The sequence below is a fragment of the Paenibacillus sp. RC84 genome, assembly GCF_041260495.1.
GTDB lineage: Bacteria > Bacillota > Bacilli > Paenibacillales > NBRC-103111 > Paenibacillus_F.
The window spans coordinates 267,271-287,329 of sequence record NZ_JBGBYL010000001.1 but is presented as its reverse complement, the minus strand read 5'-3'; the positions used below and the strand labels follow the sequence as shown (position 1 = coordinate 287,329).

Genomic DNA, 20,059 nt, shown 5'->3' with positions numbered 1-20,059 from the left:
CATTCTTATTCGGGCTTGCTCACCCACGCGTCGACAAGATCGGTCCGGGTCACCACTTCCGCCGTCCTCAGAAAAAACCAGAGAAACCCCGCGTAAAAACCGACCAGCGGATAGCGGAAAGAAGCCGGCTTGTTGCCTTCGAAATAAAAGTGTCCGGTCCAGGCTAACGCATAATGTAGAACGGCAAGCGCCAAGGCAATCCGGATGTCGATCCACAGAAAGATCCAGGCCAGAAATGCGGCCAGGAACGCAAAATAATGCAGCGTCCGGTTTACCGGATTCCGGTGCTCCTCCAAATAATTTTTCATATCCCGTCTGATGCGCCCCAAGTTCATCCCGCGTCTGCCCCTTCCATTCCCTGGCGATCTCCGCTGCTTCCTGTCTCTCTACTTTAACATTTAACGGTCCCGTAAGGGTATATTTTCCTTCCCCGCCTGTCCGCCCCGCGAATAACGGCAAAAAGAAAAATCCGCAGCGGGTGCGGATTTCTATTTCAACAAGAGATTGCGGTAAGATTTGGCCCAAAAAGTTCAATAAACCCCGTTATTCAATCAAAGCGGCCGCGTCGCTCGACACCCAAACTTTATTTTTGATCAGCAGGGTAGGCGTGCTCAGCTTGATTGTCTTGCCGTCCGTCAGAGCGATGTTTTTGTCTACCGGGAGCTTGATTGTCTTCGTTCCTCTCGTCACCACGACGACCGGGTTTTCATTATCCGATTTGTCTACGGTCACTTTGGCTCCTTTGGCCTCCAGGTCGCTTGCCGGAAGGAACAGCTTGTTTTCCAGCGCGGGCAGGTCCAGTCCCAGAATCAGTTGGAGGTATTTGCCGACGTCGGTGTTCTCGACCACGCCGCTTCCGGCATAATCTGTAGGAAGAAAATCATTCGGATGGTAAGCGAACAGTCCGACCTCTTCCGAGGTATGGTCACCGGTGGAGAACGAAACGCCTGCCCGCTCACCCAGTATGCCGCCGATAACCGGGGAAAGATTATCTTTCAGTCCTTTCTTGACGGCTTCCTCTTCTTCCTTCGTCAGATCGGAGAGTCCGTATTCCTCCTCCAGCATCTTCTTGTAGTTGGACTCATTGATTCTGCCTTCCAGCCCGTAGCTTGTATGTTTAGCCTTCGTAAAGATAGGCTGAAGATCCTTCATCGTGTCATAGTTGGTCATATTGAGTCCGCCCGTGGCATGATCGGATACCGAAATAACGGCGGTGTTTCCGTCTTTCTTGGCAAAATCAATCGCCGCTTTCAGGGCACGGTCAAAAGCCTGCGTCTCGGTAACGATGCCGACCGGGTCGTTGTCGTGTCCGAACCAGTCGATCTGGCTCGCTTCTACCATCAGGAAAAAGCCGTTTTCGTTGGAAGAAAGCTTGTTGGCCGCGATCGTTGTCATTTCCGCCAGGGTAGGCTGTTTCTGCGGGTCCAGGTCAAGATCGGCGTCGAGCGCCCCCTCGTTAAAAAGGCCCCAAATCTTGTTCGTCTGCGAACTGAGCAGATCAATTCGGCTCGTCGCATATTCATAGCCGTTTGCTTTCAGCACTTTGGTGAGATCTTCCCCGTCTTTGCGGTTGATTTCTTTATCGCCCGGCACGAGGTAACCCGATCCGCCTCCCAGCACGAGATCCACGCCGCTGTATACCATCTGCTCCGCGATGGAATGAGCGTTGTCGCGGCTTTCCGCGTGGCTGGCGAAGACTGCCGGCGTAGCGTCCGTAAGCTCGCACGTGAACACAAGTCCCGTGCCCTTGCCCTTCAGGCGGGCCGCTTCCAGGAGAGTCGGCAGAGGCTTGGCCGCTTCCCGTTCGCTCGGCTTGTCGATGAAGGGCATCGTGACCTTGTCCGGCGAGATGGATACCGTCTCGCTCTTCACTTTATGACCGGTTGCGTAAGCCGACGCGCCCGCGGCCGAGTCCGTCGTCAGCGAATCCGACGCGTACGTCCGGACGAGCCCTTTGAAATAAGCGTCCATCTCCAAAGGCTTGCCGCCCTGGACCCATCTCGTCAAATTCACGTCCGACAAGCTCATGCCGTCCGTAATAAACAAAATCACGTTTTTGACTTCTTTCTTCTCCGCCGGCAAAGCGCGGCCTGATTGCGCATATCCCGTACCGGCCCCCAGACTGCCGCACACCAGAGCCGAAGTCAGAAGCATCCCAAGCATCTTTTTAGCCATTTTTTACCTCCTGAACCGTTATGTAGTAATTCACTCTTTCATTATAAGCGAATTTCGTTCCGTTTTCTGCACATATCTTCCAACAAGGAGAAAAAGCCACCTTATTTTGCGGTTCTTTTTTCGTTCTATTTTTGTTTTTTTATGTGATTTGGGCCGAAAGGGTTAAAAAGAAACCGGAGGACGCGCTAAACTGAATAGGACACCAGAGGGGCGAGGAGGAATTTATTTTGAAAAACGTCTGCTATGACTGCGGTTCTCTGCATATCAGCCGCAAGGAGCTCGCTTACACGAGTATGCCGTCGCGCCACACCCACGACGCTTTCGAAATTATGTATCTCGTATCCGGTCAGTTGTATTATTTTATCGGGGACAAAACGTACCAGGTCGTAGGCGGCGTACTTCTGTTCATCAACGCCAATGTGCCGCATCAGTTGGTCAACGCGGGCGACGCCGTCTTCGAGCGGGTTACGCTGCTGTTCAAAGAGGAGTTTCTGCACGATTTTTTCCGTCTGCAAGACGGCGGGGAGCTTCTGTCCTTTTTCTCCGCAGACCTCCATGCCGTCCACCTTTCCGGATATGAGCAGACCTTTGCGGAGGAGCTTTTTCATAAAATGCTACACGAAGGCGTCCGCAAGCAGATCGGGTTCGAGCAGTATCAGAAAGTGCTACTGATGGAGCTGCTGCTGTTTATGAACCGCAAGGTGCGCGAAGCGGACCGGGAGCAGGCGGGGAGCGGCGCATCGCCCACCCACAAAAAAATTTACGCTCTCGTGGAGTACATAAACAACCGCTTTTACGAGCGGCTTACACTGGAAGATCTGTCGCAAACGTTCGAAATCAGCCCTTCCCACCTCAGCCGCACCTTTAAAGAAGTGACCGGCTATACCGCAATCGAATACATCAACACCGTCCGGATCAAAAAAGCGTGCGCCCTGCTCAGGGAAACAAGCTGGAAAGTGCTCGAAATCTGCGAGCGCGTCGGCTTTGACAGCCTGACTCATTTCGGCAGAACCTTCAAGCAGATGACAGGCTGCTCGCCCGTCCGTTACCGCCGCAGGCAGCCTTGAGCGGCGAGGCGGACGGGCGGGCACGTCAAATAATCCGCCGGGATTGCGGCGGATTGGAAGGCAGCTCATTTGGCGCCGGGGGCGGCCCACTGGCGGACGGGCGAGCAGACGGGCCGCAAGACGGCGAGGACGGAAAGCCCCCGGACGGTCGGCAAATAATCCGCCGGGGTTCGGCGGATTGGAAGGCAGCCCATTTGGCGCCGGGGGCGGCCCACTGGCGGACGGGCGAGCGGACGGGCCGCAAAACGGCGAGGACGGAAAGCCCCCGGACGGTCGGCAAAAAATCCGCCGGACTCCGGCGGATCGGAAGGCGGCGCCGTTTGGCGCCGGAGCGGGCCACTGGCGGCGGGGGCGGCGGGGGCGGCGGCCCGCAGCGCCAAGGCTTCGCGTCAATCACCTAGAGATTGACGCTCTTCATGCTCGCTTCCGGGTACCTGGCGCCGGAAGCCGCTCCCTTAGGCGCCGCCTCGTCGATGCGGGCAGCTTCTTCCGCGGTCAGGCCGACGGCGAGGGCCTGAACGTTCTCCTCCAGATACACGGCGCGCTTCGTGCCGGGGATCGGGACAATGTCTTCGCCCTGCGCCAGCAGCCAGGCCAGCGCCAACTGGGAAGGCCGGCAGCCCTTCTCGCGGGCGATTTCCTCGATCCGCTTCACGAGATCGAGATTTCTCTGGAAGTTATCGCCCTGGAAGCGGGGCGAGTAGCGGCGGTAATCGTCCTCCGCCAAATCTTCAAACGTCCGGATTTGTCCCGTGAGAAACCCTCTTCCGAGAGGACTGTACGGGACGAATCCGATGCCGAGCTCGCGGACGACCGGCAGGATCTCGTCCTCCACGTCCCGGCTCCACAGCGAATATTCCGTCTGCAGCGCCGTTACGGGATGAACCGCGTGAGCGCGGCGGATCGTTGCGGGAGCGGCCTCGGACAGGCCGATGTAGCGGACCTTGCCGGCACGGACCAGCTCGGCCATGGCGCCGACCGTCTCTTCTATCGGGGTACCGGGATCTACCCGGTGCTGATAGTAGAGGTCGATGTAGTCGGTGCCGAGCCGGCGCAGGCTCGCGTCGCAGGCTTCCCGGACATATTCCGGGCGGCCGCTCACGCCGAGGAAAGCCCCGTCCGGACTGCGCATATTGCCGAATTTGGTGGCGATGACCGCCTCGCTGCGGCGGCCCTTCAGAGCTTGTCCGAGCAGCTCCTCGTTTCGGCCTACCCCGTACATGTCGGCCGTATCCAGAAACGTCACGCCAAGTTCGAGCGCGCGGTGAATCGTGCGAACGGATTCGGATTCGTCCCGTCCGCTGTAAAAATCCGACATGCCCATACACCCCAAACCGATTGCGGACACTGTCAGTCCGCCGCTTCCAAGCTTTCTCTGATCCATCCTAGATTCCGCCTCTCCCGTTTTTCCTGAAATAATGTCAGTGATTCATAAAAGGCTGGATTTCCGCCTTGCCGGCGTGCAGATTATAGAACGAATCCAGCCGCAGGTCCTTGACCAGATACAGGAGGAGGTCATCGTCCACGCGGACCATCTCTCCGGCGGCCGCCTCCCGGTTGCCCGACATGAGGCCGTTGCCGTCCGGGACGTAGCCTCTCCTGCAGTAAATCCTCTGCGCCGCCCCGTAGTCTTTGTAAAGTCCGACTCCCAGCCCGATCCGGTGAAAATCTTCGCTTGCCAGCGCCTCGAACTGCTCCAGCAGTTTGGTTCCGATTCCGCTCCGGCGGTAGTCGGGAAAAACATTCAAATCATTGATTTCGGGAATCCGCCGGTCCCGGAAATACGCATACTCCGATTCCACCTTCAAATGGCCGCAGCCGACCAGCGTCTCTTCCACGAAAGCGAGCAGGGTGACACGGGTACCCAGCACATTTTCATGAAGGCACTGATCGTAGTAGGCGACCTCCCGGTGCAGCCCGTGCTTGCGGAAAGCCTGCATCCAGATCACCTTAAGCTCCTCGCTGTCGAGCGGCTTGACTAAAATATTCATGCCCCCACCCTTTCCGTATCCATTGCTGCTGTCCTCTTTTATTCCAGATGCTTCGTACAGTTGTATAAACCGCAAGTCCAGTCCCGGTCATCCAGAACTAAAGTCGTGACCGATGTGTTCGTTAAATGTCCGTCGTACTCGGAATCGGGCAGCAAATGTTTCAGCATCGTCCGGATAAAGGAGCCGTGGCTGACGATCAGTATCCTTTTCCCCTTGTGCCTGCTCAAAACTTCGTCCAGAAAAGAGCGGCCCCGGGTTATGACGCTTTCCGGCTTTTCTATGCCCAAATCAAGTTCTCTCCAGCCCGCACCCCACTTCGCGATACGTTCCTGCTCGGTTGTTCCCTCGATTTCTCCCCCGCCCGCTTCACGGATTCTTTCGTCGCTCCACACCGGAATTCCGGCCCGGCCGCCGATTCTGTCCGCCGTCTGTTTTGCGCGGAGTAAATGGCTCGAATACACATAGTCCCACTTCTCCGACCCGATCCGTTCCGCCAGCTTTGCCGCATCGGCCAGCCCGTCTTCATCGAGCGGAATATCCGAGCTTCCCTGTGCTCTTCCTTCTTTGTTCCAATGTGTACTCCCGTGCCTTATAAATCCGATTGTCGTCATGTGTACCGCTTCCTTTCCTGGTTTAAAAAACTATCCTTCCCGGACCAGCCATGTCTTCGCAACCTCGGGATCGCTGAAAAACGAGACAGGGCGTTTTAGAGGCGGATCGAGCCTGTTCAGCCTTTTCTTTAATTTGAGCTTGCTTCCGAAGGAACAGCCCACGAGGGTCAGCTTGTGAATATGCGCGTTAAGACGGCCGATATGGTCCACAAAAGCCGTGATAACGTCATCGCTCAGCCGCGTTTCGTAGAAATCGACCCAAATTCTCAATTCCTGGCTTCTCTGCCCGATAAACTGTTCTTCCTCCAGCATCAGCTTGAACAGTCCTGCCTCATCTTGGAAGAAGCTCCCGTACTTTAAGCAGTGAATCTCGCCCCCTTTATAGTAATAAGGAAAAAGGGAACCTCCCGGCGATTTGATACTGTACATTCCGCTGCCTCCTTCTGTTCGTCGTAATAAGCGGGTCATCCCGCGCCTCCGGCCTGTACCTTCCATCCGGCTTGCCGGGAATAAAAAAGACGAGAAAACCTGCCTTGTCTTAGGTTTAGTCGTCTGGTCTTTGCCCGGAAGCCTCTTCAGTCGTGCGATGCAGTAAACTTGCCGTGGATAGCTTACACGGTACTCAGGTATCTCTCTTGAATAATGTGAATATGATGCCGCTCGTGTCCGGCTATGATCGCAGCGAGCGCTCTGGCGGATATGAGGCCGTTATTGGCCGTTCCCGTCCGGAGCCAGGCTTCCTCCGTAATGCCGCGCAGTAAAGTCAGCGTGGAGCAGCGGACGGCGGAGTAATCCTTGAGAATGTCGGACAGGCCGCTTGCCGCAAAAGACGCCCCGGCCATATACTCATTCTCGTCATAACCCGGAAGCGGCGTCCGGTCCCCTCTCGCGATGCAGAGCATGCGGTAGGCCATGATCCGTTCCGTATCGGCCACGTGGCCCAATACTTCTTTGATGCTCCACTTGCCCGGAGCGTACTTGCGGTCCCCTGTTTCTTCCGTAAGGGACTGTATCAATTCGGTCGTGGTTTGAAGCTGTTCGACTAGAATCTCGGCAAGATTGCCCTCCTGAACCAGCTTAACGTAAGTTTCGTAGTGCGCCGGATATTCCCCAAGCGGCGGTTTTGTAAGCATGGACTCACTCCTTTTTGAACTTCGGCCCGGTCAAGTGTTTGACAAATCGGTAGCCGTTCACTTCATAACCCGATTCCTTGTAAAAGGAATGGGCTTTATCCCGTTTAACGCCCGAAACAAGCCAGCTCCCCTTGCACTCATGGCGAATGGCCAACTGTTCGGCATAATTCATGAGAATCCGGCCGATTCCTCTGCCTCTTTCCTCTTCGTCGACGACAATCACCGAAATTTCCCCGTAGCGGGACACCTCTTCCAGATTCTCGCGGATTCTGAATCCAAGCGCTGCCCGTACCCGGCTGTTTTGCTCATATACGTACAAAGAATCGAAGGGACTGCGCGCCACGAATTCCAGACGGTTTGCCATATCCGCTCCGGTGACTTCCCGGCCGCTCAGCTGCGACATAAGCCCGCTCAACGCAAGGCAGTCCCGCTCTTCCGCTTCCCTGATGATGTATGCCATGCTGCCCTCCCTCTACAATCCGCCGTCTTCAAAAATCCATTTCTCTCCGAATCCCATCCCGTTCCCTGCGGGAGACTGGTTATGGATGTCATTCATAGTGTTGACTCCCCGGTACCAAGCAGTCCAAGTTAAATCATTTTTTAAGTAAGTGACCCGGTAAAGTTTATTGTATTTACCCGCCTCGGCGGCGAACGGAGTTTTGTCGGAATCGTCCACGCTAATTTCCCGGATTTCCTGAACTTCTCCCCCGCGTGCCATAATAACTGTTTTTATTTCCTGTCTGAGAACTTGATCCATTAGGGCTACCATACCGAAAAAAACAGGCGTGTTTATGAGGAAGATTCCTATAATAATGCCTAAAAACACAGCTTGCTTTTTACGGAACACCATAGCGAGAACCAGTCCGGTAACAAGCACGAGTACAAAAACGATTGTCAAAGCTGTCAACATCCGGCCCCTTCGCTCCTTTTCACAACATCAAGTCCGGGCGCATACGGGCTGAGGTCCGCGCAGGGATGCAGGGGTTGTTTGCTTTCTGCCGTGAACCTGTACTAGGATCGTACGCAAATCTCCGGCATTTGTTTCGCTGCCGCCTATAATTCCGCAAAACGGCCCAATGGAGGGGCTCGCCTTTTATTCCCCCGGAGGAACGGGAGGCCGGTCCTTCTCCGAAGCCATGCGGTTCAGCGTCTCGTATATTTTGCGCAGATAGGCCGTAATCGTGATCAGGCTCATCAGAATGAACCCGAGCATAATGAACGTTACGACTTCCCCGGTAAAAAAAGAGACGATGGCCAGCACGACAACAAGCACGGTATTGATCACGTTGTTCGTCAAGCTGCCAACTCCTTTCCGTTGCTTGTTTCTTCCAGCTTAATCATGAACGTCTTCTCCCGACTGCGGTTTGAACCGCAGGCTATTTAAGCCTGGGCCGGATGCTTTTATCGAAAACGCGCTGGGTTTTGACCGGCTCGAATCCCATCTGCTCGTAAAACGAAGCCGCGTCCTGCCGGTTTACGTTCATCCTTACGCGCAGCCGGCCGAGTGCGGCGGAGCTTGTCCATTCCCCGCATCGTTTTACGAGTGTCCGCCCGATCCCCTGTCCCCTGAATTTCCGGTCCACGATTAATCCCGCGATTTCGGCGAAGGGCTCGGATTCCAGCAGGCAGCGGGCATGGGCGTGAATCCAGCCGATGACCTCTCCATCGTATTCCGCCGTGAGGATGACGTGATCGGGCAGAGCCAGGATGTGTCCGAGCCTCTCCGCAAGCCGGTTTTCGCCGGCGGGATAGCCAAGCTGAGCGGACAGCCGGGCCATTCCGGGAGCATCGGAGACAACCGCTTGTCTGTAGACAACGTCCCCGCTGTCGGTTACAAAAGCATCATGTTCGGTCATGTAGGTGTCTCCTAGATCAGCTTGTAATAAAAGATCGTCGTGTGCAGGCTCCCGTCAGACGATTTGGCGAAATGCGGGATGCGGCCCGCCTCCACATACCCGAATGACTTGTATAGCTTGTTGGACGCGTCTCCTTCACGGGTATCCAGCACCAGAAGCGACCTTCCCTCCTCCGCCGCCGTTTTCTCCAAAGCCTGCATCAGCATATGAGCGACGCCTTTTCTGCGGTATTCGGGATGAACCATCAGCTTGACGACTTCCGCCCGGTGCGCGGCATTTCTTTTCATCGCCAAGTGTAGCTGGACGGTCCCGACAATTTTGCCGTCGCATACGGCGTTCCAGGCCAATACGCCGGGTTCTATCACTTTTTTCCAGTAAGTGTTCGCGTCATCCCAGCTCAACGGCGGCAAAAATCCGATCGAAGCTCCATCCTCCACTACCCGGATCAGCAGCTCGGTCAAATCGTTCAGAACGCCCGCCTCCATCGATTCCAGTTCATGAATCGTCACTCCATGTGTCATAGTCGTGAACCTCCTTGCGGCCTTCGGCCGTATATTTTGACGTGATTCATGCGTGTTTCCGTCCCTTCTACAACGTATAAAAAAGGCTACGGTCCTCAAGAAAAGGAACGCAGTAATTTTTGCAAAAAGCAGGCATCCTCTCTTTCATCCACGGATGCTTGTCGGGATTATGTAAGTGAAACGAATAAAAACCGAAAATCGACAGAAGCATAAACCCCTCCAACAGATCGAGCCGCTCCGTAACGGCGCCGGGCCGGACAAGCGAGTAACCCTCCAGCAACGAATCCCTCAACTCGGTTTTCATGGTGAGCGCGCAGCCCGCCAGATCATACCCGTAATACCCGTGCCCGAAAAGGCAGAAATCAATGAGCGAAAAGCCCTGCTCCGTCACGATCAGATTGCCTTTATTAATATCGGCGTGAATCAGTCCCCAAGAACTCCCGGACCAGCTGTGCCGTTCAAGCTTGTCCGCTATGCGCGTAAACGTCCGTCCGACGATCTCAAGTTCCTCTTCCCTGAAAAGGTCCATGGACAGCCCCGACCGGATTCGTGCAAGCATCTCCTCATTCTGTTCCACACCCGCGTAGCGGGGTCTCCTCAATTCGGCAGCCCCGGCGTATGTTTGCGAAAATCGGTGCATGATACCGAGCTGCCGGCCGAGCCCTTCCACCATCTCCCGCGAAAATGACTCTCCATGCCCGACATCCCGGCCTTCGATCCATTCGAGGAGGGTACAAAAGACGCCGGATTGGGCTCCGGATTCCGCATCAAGGTTCACAGACGTTACCCACTCGCCCGCATGGCTTGCGACCGGTTTCTGCACCCGCATTCCCGCAGCGGCGCTAAGATCCGCCAGCCACTGCATTTCCGCATGCAGCCCTTCCCGGGAATGCTGCAGACCGTGCAGCTTGTCCGTAACCGGTTTATGTATCCGGAGCAGATAAGATTGTCCCGTGGTGCCGTCCGTTACCCGGTAGGTCATGTTTTCGTTGTGCCGGATAAACCGTACGGACGGTTCACGGACCGGGTAAGCGGCCAGAATAGCGGACAGCGGGACCTTTTCATTCATGAATGTTCTCCCTTTCCATCGGTTCTTCTGTATGACCCTTCCATATATACCTTATATACCTTCGATGTGCACATTCGCCTTCCTCTTTCCGGGTCATAAAAAAAGAGGATATCCGAACCGGTAAAAGTTCGCATATCCTTCCTAATGATACCTATCGTCTGAGCGACCCGCTTACTTTTAGAAACAAGTGTACGAGCTGATCCGCCGCAGATCGATTCCGAAATAGACCCAACTGAACCCCGTCCACCGGAAGCCGGCCACCGAAGTGCGGCCGACAAAAGTCGGGAAGTACCAGAACCGTGAGCCGTCATTCAGCCAGACGAACGTATTGCGGAACAGACAGCCGACGATGCCGCCGGGGTCAACCGCAAAGGGAGTCACCTGCGGCTCGAACTGTGGAGGGGGCGCCGTCGGCGCCTGCTGGCCGGGGCCTCCTCCCGGGAACCCCGGTGGCCCCGGAGGAGGGGGCATGCCCGGTCCCTGTTGTCCCGGAAACGGGAAGAACGGCCCTTGGCCCGGTCCGCCTCCCGGTGACGGAAAGAACGGCCCCATCGTGCCGAACGATCTCTCGCCGCCTTGAGTCCCCTGACTTCCTTGCGGCTGTGTAAACGATCCTTGAGGGAAGAAAAATCCCATGCTGCTTTCACTCCTCTTCCTTAAGTAGGCTCCTATACAGTATGCCGGGACGAATGCCGGGGACTGGGCGGAAGCGGATTAAAAATTTACGGAGACCGATCTGCCTGCAGGCCGATAACATTCAGGCAGTCATATACGGTGTTGCCGAACGTCCGTATGTCATCCAGATAGCTATAGCCGCCGGGATTCGGTCCTGTCTGGTTATACATCCTGACCGCGACGGCTTCCTTCTCGGGAATAACGAGACAGGCGCAGCCCGTACTTCCGAGAGATTGATAAGAACCCGCAGGAAGCCCGTGCCCGAGTTCCGTCAAGGATCGCGGCCGGTCCTGCACGAACCAGAAAAATCCGTTTCGCGGCAGAGCATCCCCGAGCCCTTCCGGACTGATGATTTCGGCGGTCTGCTCCCATACCGGACGAGGAACCAGCTGCATCCCGTTCCACATGCCTTTGGACAGATGAAGCTGCCCCCAGAAAGCAAGCTCTCTGGCGCTGACGAACATGTTTATGTCTGTGCCTTCATCGCTTGAATAAGCTTCATTCAGCCAAACGAGCCCGTCCGTTTTGTGTCTGCGCCAGCCCGTTTCCGTAAATCCGCCGGGACGGAATACCTTATCGTTCAATAGCTGTGCAAGAGGCTTTCCGAACACTTCTCCGATCATGCGGATCAGCAGGTTGACGCCCACATTGTTGTAAGCCCAGTCCGCTCCGGGAGGAAATATCCGCTTTTGCGGACTTGCAAGACCGTGCGTATGGGTGAGCAGATGCCGGATCGTCGTGCCCGCCAGCAAGGTGCCGTCCGGATCGGCCGTATAGTCCGAAACAAGATCGTCCAGGCTGCCGATCCGTCCCTCGTAAATGGCCAGAGAGACGGCGAAGCCCAGATAGGTTTTTCTTACCGAAGCGACGTTAAATCGGGAATCCGCCCCGACCGCACGACTGCCTGGAGAGAAGCCGTGTGTGCCCGAGTACCATTCGTTAACGACGGTTCCGCGATGCAGTACATAGACGGCGGCGGCCGAAGCCTCAATCTTCTCCTTTACTTCGTGGACATATTGATTCAGCGGAGAAAATGCATCGCTGCGGTGAAGTTCAAGACTCTGTTCGTTATCCACGGTTCATCTCCTTGCCGGATTTTTCAGCCTCTTACTTGATTGATGCTCTGATCATACGTGGAGAAGCTTTTTAAGTTTGACTGGAAGTTTAAATCCCGTTTATGTTTTGTTTAAATTTACTATTTTGTATTGTTTTGGAAATTTATTCTCTCTATACTAAAATCTAAATTCCTATTAGGAGGTTTTTTTATGAGAAAAGTATTTCGTATCTACGGACTTACTGCATTGATCTTAATTATGACTGCAACCACTGCATATGCAGCCAACCAAGAAAGTACCGCTTACGCCACGAGCGGAGGAAATGACGCCAAATCTTCTTATATTAACGGTCAAGGTCAACTGGGCAGAATAAAATTCAATTCATCCGGCGGCGGCTATGGCTTCTATGAAAAAACTTGTTCAGGAACGGGTACTACATATGGTCCTGCTCTCTATATCCCGGCTGACGGCGGTTCAGTGAACGAACTTGTGGCCATGCCATCCAATTGCCAGTTCAAGTTACACATTACTAGCGGAAAGTATTTTCCGGTATCCGGCACCATTCAAAACTACGAGTAATACACACGCGGGCGCTCTTCCATTAGGAAGAGCGCTCAGACTGTCGTGAAAGTCTCGGCAGTCTAACAAAACAAGCCGGCCCCGATACGGTGCCAGCTTGTTTTGTTTCTTTTCATTGCTTACTTAATGGGTGAATTGGCTTCATGGAAACCGGTTATGGTTCTACGTAAATGGGGCTGCTACTTCTTTTTGTGGTAATGATACCCGCTGCATAACCCTTTTTGTTTGGATTTCGCGGAGCAGTTATGGCCCCCGTTTTTATCTAATCTCCCGGGATGCGCGTAAGCCGAAGCGGATGTAGCCATAACGACCACAATAGCGATGATAAAAATAACGGTTTTTTTCAATGTTCTCACCTATGTATACCCTATTTGCAGGGCTTAATGGAATTCTATCCCATTCTAAACCAGTTTCAAAAATCGGGATACGATTTGGCCCTACAATTTATCAATTCTTTAGAATTTATACCGCCCCAGCGGTCAATTTGTCAATCGACCCTAGAACTAAAGAGAGGGAATGCCCCTCTCTTTTTGACGTGCTTTAACCTTCCAATCCTATTTGATAAGACGAGCATTTACCCAATCGGCATGGTCATTATTTATACCATCTCCGCCATCTGTTACAATAAGTTTTAGCTCATTCTTGCCAGAAAGATTAACGTTTACCTCTTTTGGCTCTATATTATTATGCATGACACCACTAGAGAATACAGTTTGATTATCTACAACAACTTTGAACTCCACAGAACCTGCGGAGCCTACCTCACTATCTACCCCGACTAGTGCGGCAAAGGATGTGTACTTCCCATCCAGTTTGTAGACAATTTCACTGTTAGCATGTGTGCTCAAACCTTTTGTATAGGTCTTGTCATTTAACTTAAGTGTATTTCCATCAAGACTACGATCTTTTTGGATTGTTCCCCAACCTGTTGTGGCAGAAATCCAATCCATATCGCTGAGATACGTTGTAACAGGTGGTATTGGATCGGTTTCAAAGATTTTAATCTCACTTGCAGATGCAAAACCATTTGTTCCACCACCTTGAGGTACTTCAAGTCGAACATATTTAGCAAGCGTAGGTGTGAAAGTTACTGTCTTTTCTGTTTTGTCCTTTACCCAAGTGCCTGTTGCAACCTCAGTGAAGGATACACCATCAAGACTAGTTAGGACTCTATATTTTGTAATAATGCCATTTTCTTCAGTTTGTCGTGGTAGATAGGTTAGTTTGGAGAATGTTGAGGGATTTAGGTACTTTGCTGTAATATTGTAAGGAAACTGATTGGGTTTATTCCATTCACTATGCCACATACTATTTGTATTTCCGTCAAATGCATATGCTGCAGCATTATTACTACTTGAAGTCTCTTGGCTATTTGTTGTTGCCGCAATGATACCCCCAATACCTTTTACCTTATCGATTCCATCAGTCGGTTTAATGAGGTTATACTCTGACCCAAACCAAATCGGTGCAGTTAGAAGAGGTAAATTCAATGATTTAATCTTGTTTCGTGTTTCATTTGTTGCAGACAAACCCCATTTATCAAAGAAAGGCGTCAGGTCATAGTGAGCTACTTTTGAAGTGTTTAGAATAAATGCCTGTTTTTTCTGATCATCCGTAGTTGGCAGATCGGCTTTTGCCATCTCACGATATAATCGATGTAAATCTGGGTAGAAGTTATCCCCAAAAGCAAGATTAAGTTGCCACAACATTTCTAATTTTGAATTAGAGTCTTTAAAATTCTTGGTTGGCTGATCTACAAACGAGAAAGCGGCTAAGTACTCGCCTTGTGACCTTGCAGGCTCAGTAGGTTTAAGAACCTTCTTAGCAGCTAGAGAATATAGATTTACTGTCACCTCACCCATCTCATCCCAAGTCCAAGGTCCTTGTTGTCTCAAATGACCTGCCTCATGATATTGCCCCCAACCCATTCTTGTAAGGTCTAAAGCATCGGCACTTGCTCCAGTATCTTTAGGCATAATTGCCCCATCCCAATTTGCATATGCATACGCTCCTGGGATGGTTTTTTCTGATTCAACAAAGGCAATCAAATGCTTATCTAACCGATGCCTAGGATCAGAATCAGAATTAGATAGTCCAGAAATTTTATCCTGTGCTGCAATAAACTTATCATAAGTCTGTAAAACAGGAACTGGGTCTTGATTCAAGATATGATCTTTAGCAGTAGCATAATAGAAGACTAAGAGAGCTTTTTCTGATTGAAGAACAACAGAAGGTGCATTAGGATAAGCATTCATCATTGCCTGCCAATCCTCTTTTGTATTCTTGCCTAATATAAAGTATGGAACAGGACTACCCCCACTCACTACATTTACTTGAATACTACCTTCATTGTTGCTGTTATCAAAAGACAACAAACCGCCATTTGGTGAGGAAATTGTGTTTTTACCAGCTTTTAATGGATAACTAATCGCCCACTCTTTATCATGACGATGTACCCCAATAACCGCTGTAATTGGTTTGTCACCTGAAACTTCAATCTCAATTTGTTCATTGGGTTTTGCATATAAACCTGTTGGCTGAAATATTTTTCGAGCATTTATCGCTCTACGCTCTCGCTCGCCTTCCGCCCATATATCTCCAAGGGCTTTCACTTCAAAATTTTGCTGAACAACAAGATTACTTTGCTGTGTAATGGCTACCTCTGAAGTTTGGGCTAGTACCCCAGATGGCGAGACAGCTACTACAACTGCTGTTACCGCCATTAGATATAAAACCTGAAGTGACTTCTTAAGATTTCTCATCAAATCCCTCCCAAAATAAATTAAATTTATGCATACCCAGCATTTAAATGCCGGCATATCCATCTTGGTATGTATTAAATAAATTTCAGACTAATAGAACACGATTTCATTCCACTTTTTACCATTTGTCAAATAACACCATTTATCTCTATTTCTTCAATACCATCTTTATTCTTCTTTCAAAATAAAAAAACTCACACCGTAAGTTGTGGGTTTCTTTCAGAGATACAAATGTTGGAATCTCTTTATTTGTCCAAAACTCCTTAGGGGTAAGCGTTTACCTAAAGCGCTCCTCCATATCCTTAGAAAGCTTAATCACTTGCTACATCAATGAGATCACGTTATAATTCACTCATTTCTTTATAAAACAAAAGAGGATGAGTACCACGCATAAGGGGATATCCCTTTTACATGACTCATCCTTTTTTATAACGTCTAACCTTGTATTCAATTGCTTATTGCTATTGGTTTTATTGGACTTCCTCCACCTTTAATGTTACAGAGTAAGAACTTCCTTTTTTATCTATTGATACCGACTGCGGCTTCAAGTGCGGGATGTGATCGCGCATAACGGTAGTCCTCTATAGCCTGCGGAGCCTGCCGAGCTTTTTTAGTTTGTGGCAGGACTGTCTTCCGACGTTCCGTCCAGACCCACCACAAATAAATGTACCTTCTTGTCGGCCGGGTTCACGTAGGAGATGGAATAAAAGTACAGCTTATCGTTTTTCCAGCCGATAAATAAACTCGCTCCTACCTTTTTGTTATTCAAGCCTTCGTAATCGATTACGTGGTCCGGAGTCCCTTCGGGACGCTCGTATCCGGCCTCTTTGAAATAGTCCACTTTCGAAAAAGAATCGCTGCCATTTTCAACATCTCCGTTGTCATTGGCATTTTCAAGTTTTTCTTTGAGTTGAGCCGCCACTTCTTCCCGGGACAAATCGGGCTTCAGTTTCTCTTTAATCTCGGCAATTTTTTGCGCGATCTGCTTGTCTCTGTCCGTATCGCCGGATTGAGGAGGAGAAACAGGAGCGTCTTTGCCGGGAACGGACGTGATCGCGATCGTTTTCGTATCATTGTTCCACTGTACTTGTCCGCCCATCGCCTCTACGACCGCTTTGGCCGGAACATAGGAAGTCCCGTCGATAATGACCGGGGCCAGCTCACTCCCTTCCCCGTTTTTCGGGGTCCAGGCTTCATTGTTGAGCGTAATCTTGATAGCAGGATTCAGATAAGCTTCGATTTTCTCCACTCCGCCGGAGGCATAACTGGTCGCCCCCAACACGGCGGCTAATCCGCAGGCACCCAATAGGGTCATGTACTTCTTTTTCATCATCTTCTCTCTCCTTCTCCTTGGTTTTCCGAAATGAGTGACCCCTTCCTTAAAACGATCCAGAAATAAGTGTAGCACAATAATATGTTTATTTTTAACATAATTGTAAATTAAAATGTCTAAAACAGGTCTTTAAACAACGTGTTCTTAAACCTCTACCATTCCGCTTCGCTCATACGGGTAATCAATCTGTTCCTTTACTTGGTCCGCAGCTTCCCGCCCGGCGAGCATTTCGACCACATAGAGTCCTAAATCAATGGAAGCCGATACCCCTCCGCCCGTGACGACATGGCCGTCCTTGACGATTCGGGCCCGGACCACTTCCTTGCAATACGGTTCCAGCAGTTCATAAGCTTTCGGATGCGTGGTTGCTTTCCGGTTCTCCAGAAACCCGGCCGCCCCGAGCAAAAGCGAACCCGTGCATACCGAAACCACGTGTTTGACTTCTATCGCCTGACTAAGCCAGTCCACGAACTCCTTCTGGAACCTGAGCTTTCTCGTCCCGAGACCGCCCGGAACAAACAGCAGGTCATACTCCGACAGGTCCGGTTTTATTTTGCCGGCACGGATCGTCAAGCCTTGCTCGTCCTTTACCTCGGGCGCAAGCGCACAAATATCCCATGTCGTTCCTTTCGTCTTGTCGAACAGGCGGAGCCGGTTGACGACATCGTAGAAGCCGATAAAGTCCAGAAAAGTGATTCCGTCAAACACAATAAATGCGATTTTCATTCCTAAACCTCCTTATGGAAAAAACTCAGATTAATATATATAAAACAGAATTATTTCTTCCAAAAATCCGTGCAGATGGCCCTGAAGCTCGCCATCTTTTACCGTTTTGTATTCAAGGCAACTGACCCGCCGGACCGTGAAGGACGCACCCCGGATTCATCGAAAGCCGAGCCTTTTCAGGAAGCGGAAGAAGAAGCCCGACCAGACGACGGACGGTCCGCAATTTGCGCGAGGGTTTGGCCGATGTCCCTGATTAAAGAAGCCGAATCATAAATCGAAATTCCGATATTTCCGATTTCTTCCTTCCCCTTCTCGTACACGCCGGAAATGGCATCTTCCACCATGATCGCTTTAAAGTCGCGCTCGCTCGCCTCGTACATGCTCGTCCTGGGACAGTTCGGGAAATTACAGCCCGTAAAAATAAGGGTGTCGATGCCCCGCTCTTTCAGGAAATTTTCCAATTTCGTGTTGTAAAAAGCTCCCCAGCGGGGTTTGTATAGGACCCACTCCCGCTCACCGATCGCCTGGATCTCTCCGCCGAGCAGCGCCTCGAACCGCAGCTCCTCCGCGTGGGGCGGTTTTATCGCATCCGCGAGATCCGCGCCCCAAGACCCGGGCGCTGCGATAGCCGCTCCCGCCTCGATCATTTCTTTGCGGCACAGATCCGCATTGGAGCCGTCCCGCTCGTAAATCCGGATCACGTGGATAACCGGGATGCCATGGACCCGGCATTGTTCAAGGAGGCGGCCCATAACGGGCAGTACCTCGCTCGTACCCGGAATCTCGGCGGGGGCGCCGGGCAGGCTGAAATCGTTCTGCGTATCGATCGTCAATAACGCGCATGTCGCTAAATTCGGCTGGATATACGTACTCATTCCTGCTCATCTCCCCGAGCCCTTTTTCCACAATTATACATTCGATTCCACCCTTCGTCTAATAAAAGGTCCGCTCTACGCTTACAGCTTTCTCATCAAGGCTTCCAGCGGCCCTCTGCTAAATTTGCGTCTCCAAAGAAGACTCGCCCCGACCGCAGCGGCAAAATAACCGATAGAATATGCGACGGAGAAAGGCAGGGAGCCGTTTTCCAGCACCCCCAGCGCCTCCAGAAGACCAAGGCCCGCAATGACGTGCAAAATGTAGTGGCTCAGCGCCATTTGCCCCGTTCGGACAAGAGCGGTGAGCATACGCTGTCCGGGCGCTTTCTCCATCACGTAGATGCACGCAAAGATAACCAGCACGGCCGTGCTCGTCGCGGAAACCATATAGAGCAAATTGGGCGGCATAGGCTTCGTCTCAAAAAGATAGCGTGCTCCCTCTTCTCCAATCGCGGAAGAGCTCAGCTTTATCGCAAGCCGTGAGATCAGTTCGCTTACAGCGAACACGATCAGAGAGGCGGTCGCCCGCTTGATGCGCACAGACGGGTCGGTAAGGTCCAGACGGCCGATCAGCATCCCCGTCACAAAAAAAGCAAACCACGGAAGCGCGGGATGGAACCCGTTAAAGAACAGATTCCGGATAAAGCCGCCGACCGTCCAAAAATCCGTGTAAGCATGATAAGAGGCATCCCAGCCCGCCCCATAATCCAGCGCGAGCTGTGCGCATTGACCCGCCAATACGGCGGTAACGGCCGCAGCCGCAAGGAAGCGGTCAGATGAACGGATCAGGAATGAAGCCGCAAACAAAAACAAGGCATAGTAGTGCAAAATATCCGCCGTCCATCCCAATGCCAACAGAAACAGTCCGAGCGCAAGCAGGTACGCCGACCTTTTGCGGAGGACGAGTTTCTGCTTCGCCAGCTCGGGCTCGTCACCCCGCCGGGCTCTGCGGGTCATGAGGGAAATGCCGATCCCCGCCAGCACGACAAATACCGCGGAGGCTCTGCCCTCGAACAAGCCGGCGAATCCAGCCAGCCACGAGGGCCCGCTTCCGTCCGCCATCATCGCGATTTTGTAATTCACCACGATCATCCCGAAGATGGATAAAGCCCGGGCCAAATCCAGCCCGGAAACTCGCGCTTCTTTTTTAACGACCATCATAATAAAATCCTCCAAGTTAGTATTTTACCTACCGGTAAGTAAAATACTAACCGAAAAAAGACCGGTCTGCAACCGGACGTTTTTTAATGCGCAGCCTATTCTCTTATTCGAAGAAAATCAGCTTATTCCCGAAGGGGTCGGTTACCGTGCATTCTTTTGTTTTCCAGGGCGTCAGTTCGATCCCGGGCTTAGCGTAGGGATAATTTTTGCCGATCAGCGTCTTCTGCAGATCTTCTACGCCGGAAACCGCAATTCGGAGCGCCGCTCCGGGGCTGCAATCTCCGTAATGCTCGCTGAGTTGAAGAACGATTTCATCCCGGGAAATCTGCATGTACAAAGGCATGCCGGGCTCGAAGCGATGTTCCCAATCCAGCGTGAACTCCAGAAACTCCACATAAAATTGTTTGGCTTTCTTTTCATCGAACATGCGCAAAATAGGGGTTATTCCCGTTAAGGTCATTTCGTTGGCG

24 protein-coding genes are annotated in these 20,059 nt (G+C 51.9%); 2 read left to right on the top strand and 22 right to left on the bottom strand.

The genetic code is table 11. The features are described 5' to 3' along the window. Nucleotides 1-5: 5 nt before the first annotated feature. Both ABH899_RS01285 and ABH899_RS01280 read right to left on the bottom strand, forming a co-directional pair. A complete protein-coding gene (locus ABH899_RS01285; protein WP_369993306.1) occupies nt 6-335 on the bottom strand; it encodes a DUF962 domain-containing protein in 330 nt (109 codons plus the stop codon). A 208-nt stretch (nt 336-543) separates the two neighbouring features. After that, nucleotides 544-2,175, bottom strand: coding sequence for an alkaline phosphatase (locus ABH899_RS01280; protein WP_369993304.1), 1,632 nt, complete (start codon nt 2,173-2,175; stop codon nt 544-546). A gap of 227 nt (nt 2,176-2,402) precedes the next feature. On the opposite strand from ABH899_RS01280, the gene ABH899_RS01275 reads away from it, so the two are divergent. Then, entirely contained in the window at nt 2,403-3,242 is an 840-nt protein-coding gene (locus ABH899_RS01275) for a helix-turn-helix domain-containing protein (RefSeq protein WP_369993303.1), read from the top strand. Between the two features lie 397 nt (nt 3,243-3,639). On the opposite strand, the gene ABH899_RS01270 is transcribed toward ABH899_RS01275, so the two are convergent. From ABH899_RS01270 to ABH899_RS01210, 13 genes are all read right to left on the bottom strand, one after another. After that, complete coding sequence (locus ABH899_RS01270) at nt 3,640-4,626, bottom strand: aldo/keto reductase (protein ID WP_369993302.1); 987 nt, start codon at nt 4,624-4,626, stop codon at nt 3,640-3,642. 37 nt (nt 4,627-4,663) lie between these two features. Beyond that, nucleotides 4,664-5,233 carry a GNAT family N-acetyltransferase gene (locus ABH899_RS01265; RefSeq protein WP_369993300.1) on the bottom strand — a complete coding sequence of 190 codons (570 nt, stop codon included), beginning with the start codon at nt 5,231-5,233 and terminating at the stop codon, nt 4,664-4,666. Between the two features lie 38 nt (nt 5,234-5,271). Further along, nucleotides 5,272-5,844: a histidine phosphatase family protein gene (locus ABH899_RS01260; protein WP_369993298.1), complete on the bottom strand. Its 573-nt coding sequence runs from the start codon at nt 5,842-5,844 to the stop codon at nt 5,272-5,274. A gap of 30 nt (nt 5,845-5,874) precedes the next feature. After that, a complete protein-coding gene (locus ABH899_RS01255; protein WP_369993297.1) occupies nt 5,875-6,273 on the bottom strand; it encodes a hypothetical protein in 399 nt (132 codons plus the stop codon). A gap of 182 nt (nt 6,274-6,455) precedes the next feature. Further along, nucleotides 6,456-6,977 (bottom strand): DinB family protein, encoded by a 522-nt coding sequence (locus ABH899_RS01250; RefSeq protein ID WP_369993296.1) that lies wholly within the window; start codon nt 6,975-6,977, stop codon nt 6,456-6,458. A 4-nt stretch (nt 6,978-6,981) separates the two neighbouring features. After that, entirely contained in the window at nt 6,982-7,437 is a 456-nt protein-coding gene (locus ABH899_RS01245) for a GNAT family N-acetyltransferase (protein WP_369993294.1), read from the bottom strand. Between the two features lie 12 nt (nt 7,438-7,449). Next, nucleotides 7,450-7,887 (bottom strand): hypothetical protein, encoded by a 438-nt coding sequence (locus ABH899_RS01240; protein ID WP_369993293.1) that lies wholly within the window; start codon nt 7,885-7,887, stop codon nt 7,450-7,452. 183 nt (nt 7,888-8,070) lie between these two features. Beyond that, entirely contained in the window at nt 8,071-8,274 is a 204-nt protein-coding gene (locus ABH899_RS01235) for a hypothetical protein (RefSeq protein WP_369993292.1), read from the bottom strand. A gap of 79 nt (nt 8,275-8,353) precedes the next feature. Beyond that, nucleotides 8,354-8,833, bottom strand: coding sequence for a GNAT family N-acetyltransferase (locus ABH899_RS01230; RefSeq protein ID WP_369993290.1), 480 nt, complete (start codon nt 8,831-8,833; stop codon nt 8,354-8,356). 11 nt (nt 8,834-8,844) lie between these two features. Then, the gene (locus ABH899_RS01225; RefSeq protein WP_009674021.1) at nt 8,845-9,354 is read right to left on the bottom strand and encodes a GNAT family N-acetyltransferase; all 510 of its coding nucleotides are present in this window, start codon (nt 9,352-9,354) and stop codon (nt 8,845-8,847) included. A gap of 67 nt (nt 9,355-9,421) precedes the next feature. After that, on the bottom strand, nt 9,422-10,423 hold the full coding sequence (locus tag ABH899_RS01220; RefSeq protein ID WP_369993288.1) for a phosphotransferase enzyme family protein: 1,002 nt from the start codon (nt 10,421-10,423) through the stop codon (nt 9,422-9,424). 177 nt (nt 10,424-10,600) lie between these two features. Continuing rightward, complete coding sequence (locus ABH899_RS01215) at nt 10,601-11,059, bottom strand: transporter (protein WP_369993285.1); 459 nt, start codon at nt 11,057-11,059, stop codon at nt 10,601-10,603. A gap of 86 nt (nt 11,060-11,145) precedes the next feature. Further along, nucleotides 11,146-12,174: a serine hydrolase domain-containing protein gene (locus tag ABH899_RS01210; RefSeq protein WP_369993283.1), complete on the bottom strand. Its 1,029-nt coding sequence runs from the start codon at nt 12,172-12,174 to the stop codon at nt 11,146-11,148. 189 nt (nt 12,175-12,363) lie between these two features. On the opposite strand from ABH899_RS01210, the gene ABH899_RS01205 reads away from it, so the two are divergent. Beyond that, on the top strand, nt 12,364-12,732 hold the full coding sequence (locus tag ABH899_RS01205; protein WP_369993282.1) for a hypothetical protein: 369 nt from the start codon (nt 12,364-12,366) through the stop codon (nt 12,730-12,732). 179 nt (nt 12,733-12,911) lie between these two features. Here ABH899_RS01205 and ABH899_RS01200 read toward each other — a convergent pair whose 3' ends face one another. From ABH899_RS01200 to ABH899_RS01170, 7 genes are all read right to left on the bottom strand, one after another. Then, a complete protein-coding gene (locus tag ABH899_RS01200; RefSeq protein WP_369993281.1) occupies nt 12,912-13,088 on the bottom strand; it encodes a YHYH domain-containing protein in 177 nt (58 codons plus the stop codon). A gap of 198 nt (nt 13,089-13,286) precedes the next feature. After that, on the bottom strand, nt 13,287-15,494 hold the full coding sequence (locus ABH899_RS01195; protein WP_369993279.1) for an NPCBM/NEW2 domain-containing protein: 2,208 nt from the start codon (nt 15,492-15,494) through the stop codon (nt 13,287-13,289). A 610-nt stretch (nt 15,495-16,104) separates the two neighbouring features. Next, the gene (locus tag ABH899_RS01190; protein WP_369993277.1) at nt 16,105-16,827 is read right to left on the bottom strand and encodes a stalk domain-containing protein; all 723 of its coding nucleotides are present in this window, start codon (nt 16,825-16,827) and stop codon (nt 16,105-16,107) included. Between the two features lie 144 nt (nt 16,828-16,971). Then, the gene (locus tag ABH899_RS01185) at nt 16,972-17,553 is read right to left on the bottom strand and encodes a DJ-1/PfpI family protein (protein WP_369993275.1); all 582 of its coding nucleotides are present in this window, start codon (nt 17,551-17,553) and stop codon (nt 16,972-16,974) included. A gap of 176 nt (nt 17,554-17,729) precedes the next feature. Next, nucleotides 17,730-18,428 (bottom strand): cysteine hydrolase family protein, encoded by a 699-nt coding sequence (locus ABH899_RS01180; protein WP_369993273.1) that lies wholly within the window; start codon nt 18,426-18,428, stop codon nt 17,730-17,732. Between the two features lie 81 nt (nt 18,429-18,509). After that, nucleotides 18,510-19,589, bottom strand: coding sequence for a DUF418 domain-containing protein (locus ABH899_RS01175; protein ID WP_369993272.1), 1,080 nt, complete (start codon nt 19,587-19,589; stop codon nt 18,510-18,512). Between the two features lie 103 nt (nt 19,590-19,692). After that, nucleotides 19,693-20,049, bottom strand: a complete 357-nt coding sequence (locus ABH899_RS01170) for a glyoxalase superfamily protein (protein ID WP_369993270.1) — start codon at nt 20,047-20,049, stop codon at nt 19,693-19,695. Nucleotides 20,050-20,059 lie beyond the last annotated feature (10 nt).

Bases quoted from the DNA above. Each gene is read 5' to 3' on its own strand.
- ABH899_RS01240 (WP_369993293.1), bottom strand. From the start codon at position 7,887: ATGTTGACAGCTTTGACAATCGTTTTTGTACTCGTGCTTGTTACCGGA.
- ABH899_RS01175 (WP_369993272.1), bottom strand. From the start codon at position 19,589: ATGATGGTCGTTAAAAAAGAAGCGCGAGTTTCCGGGCTGGATTTGGCC.
- ABH899_RS01170 (WP_369993270.1), bottom strand. From the start codon at position 20,049: ATGACCTTAACGGGAATAACCCCTATTTTGCGCATGTTCGATGAAAAG.
- ABH899_RS01205 (WP_369993282.1), top strand. From the start codon at position 12,364: ATGAGAAAAGTATTTCGTATCTACGGACTTACTGCATTGATCTTAATT.
- ABH899_RS01180 (WP_369993273.1), bottom strand. From the start codon at position 18,428: ATGAGTACGTATATCCAGCCGAATTTAGCGACATGCGCGTTATTGACG.
- ABH899_RS01270 (WP_369993302.1), bottom strand. From the start codon at position 4,626: ATGGATCAGAGAAAGCTTGGAAGCGGCGGACTGACAGTGTCCGCAATC.
- ABH899_RS01230 (WP_369993290.1), bottom strand. From the start codon at position 8,833: ATGACCGAACATGATGCTTTTGTAACCGACAGCGGGGACGTTGTCTAC.
- ABH899_RS01195 (WP_369993279.1), bottom strand. From the start codon at position 15,494: ATGAGAAATCTTAAGAAGTCACTTCAGGTTTTATATCTAATGGCGGTA.
- ABH899_RS01250 (WP_369993296.1), bottom strand. From the start codon at position 6,977: ATGCTTACAAAACCGCCGCTTGGGGAATATCCGGCGCACTACGAAACT.
- ABH899_RS01260 (WP_369993298.1), bottom strand. From the start codon at position 5,844: ATGACGACAATCGGATTTATAAGGCACGGGAGTACACATTGGAACAAA.
- ABH899_RS01285 (WP_369993306.1), bottom strand. From the start codon at position 335: ATGAACTTGGGGCGCATCAGACGGGATATGAAAAATTATTTGGAGGAG.
- ABH899_RS01265 (WP_369993300.1), bottom strand. From the start codon at position 5,233: ATGAATATTTTAGTCAAGCCGCTCGACAGCGAGGAGCTTAAGGTGATC.
- ABH899_RS01255 (WP_369993297.1), bottom strand. From the start codon at position 6,273: ATGTACAGTATCAAATCGCCGGGAGGTTCCCTTTTTCCTTATTACTAT.
- ABH899_RS01215 (WP_369993285.1), bottom strand. From the start codon at position 11,059: ATGGGATTTTTCTTCCCTCAAGGATCGTTTACACAGCCGCAAGGAAGT.
- ABH899_RS01225 (WP_009674021.1), bottom strand. From the start codon at position 9,354: ATGACACATGGAGTGACGATTCATGAACTGGAATCGATGGAGGCGGGC.
- ABH899_RS01220 (WP_369993288.1), bottom strand. From the start codon at position 10,423: ATGAATGAAAAGGTCCCGCTGTCCGCTATTCTGGCCGCTTACCCGGTC.
- ABH899_RS01185 (WP_369993275.1), bottom strand. From the start codon at position 17,553: ATGAAAATCGCATTTATTGTGTTTGACGGAATCACTTTTCTGGACTTT.
- ABH899_RS01280 (WP_369993304.1), bottom strand. From the start codon at position 2,175: ATGGCTAAAAAGATGCTTGGGATGCTTCTGACTTCGGCTCTGGTGTGC.
- ABH899_RS01245 (WP_369993294.1), bottom strand. From the start codon at position 7,437: ATGGCATACATCATCAGGGAAGCGGAAGAGCGGGACTGCCTTGCGTTG.
- ABH899_RS01190 (WP_369993277.1), bottom strand. From the start codon at position 16,827: ATGATGAAAAAGAAGTACATGACCCTATTGGGTGCCTGCGGATTAGCC.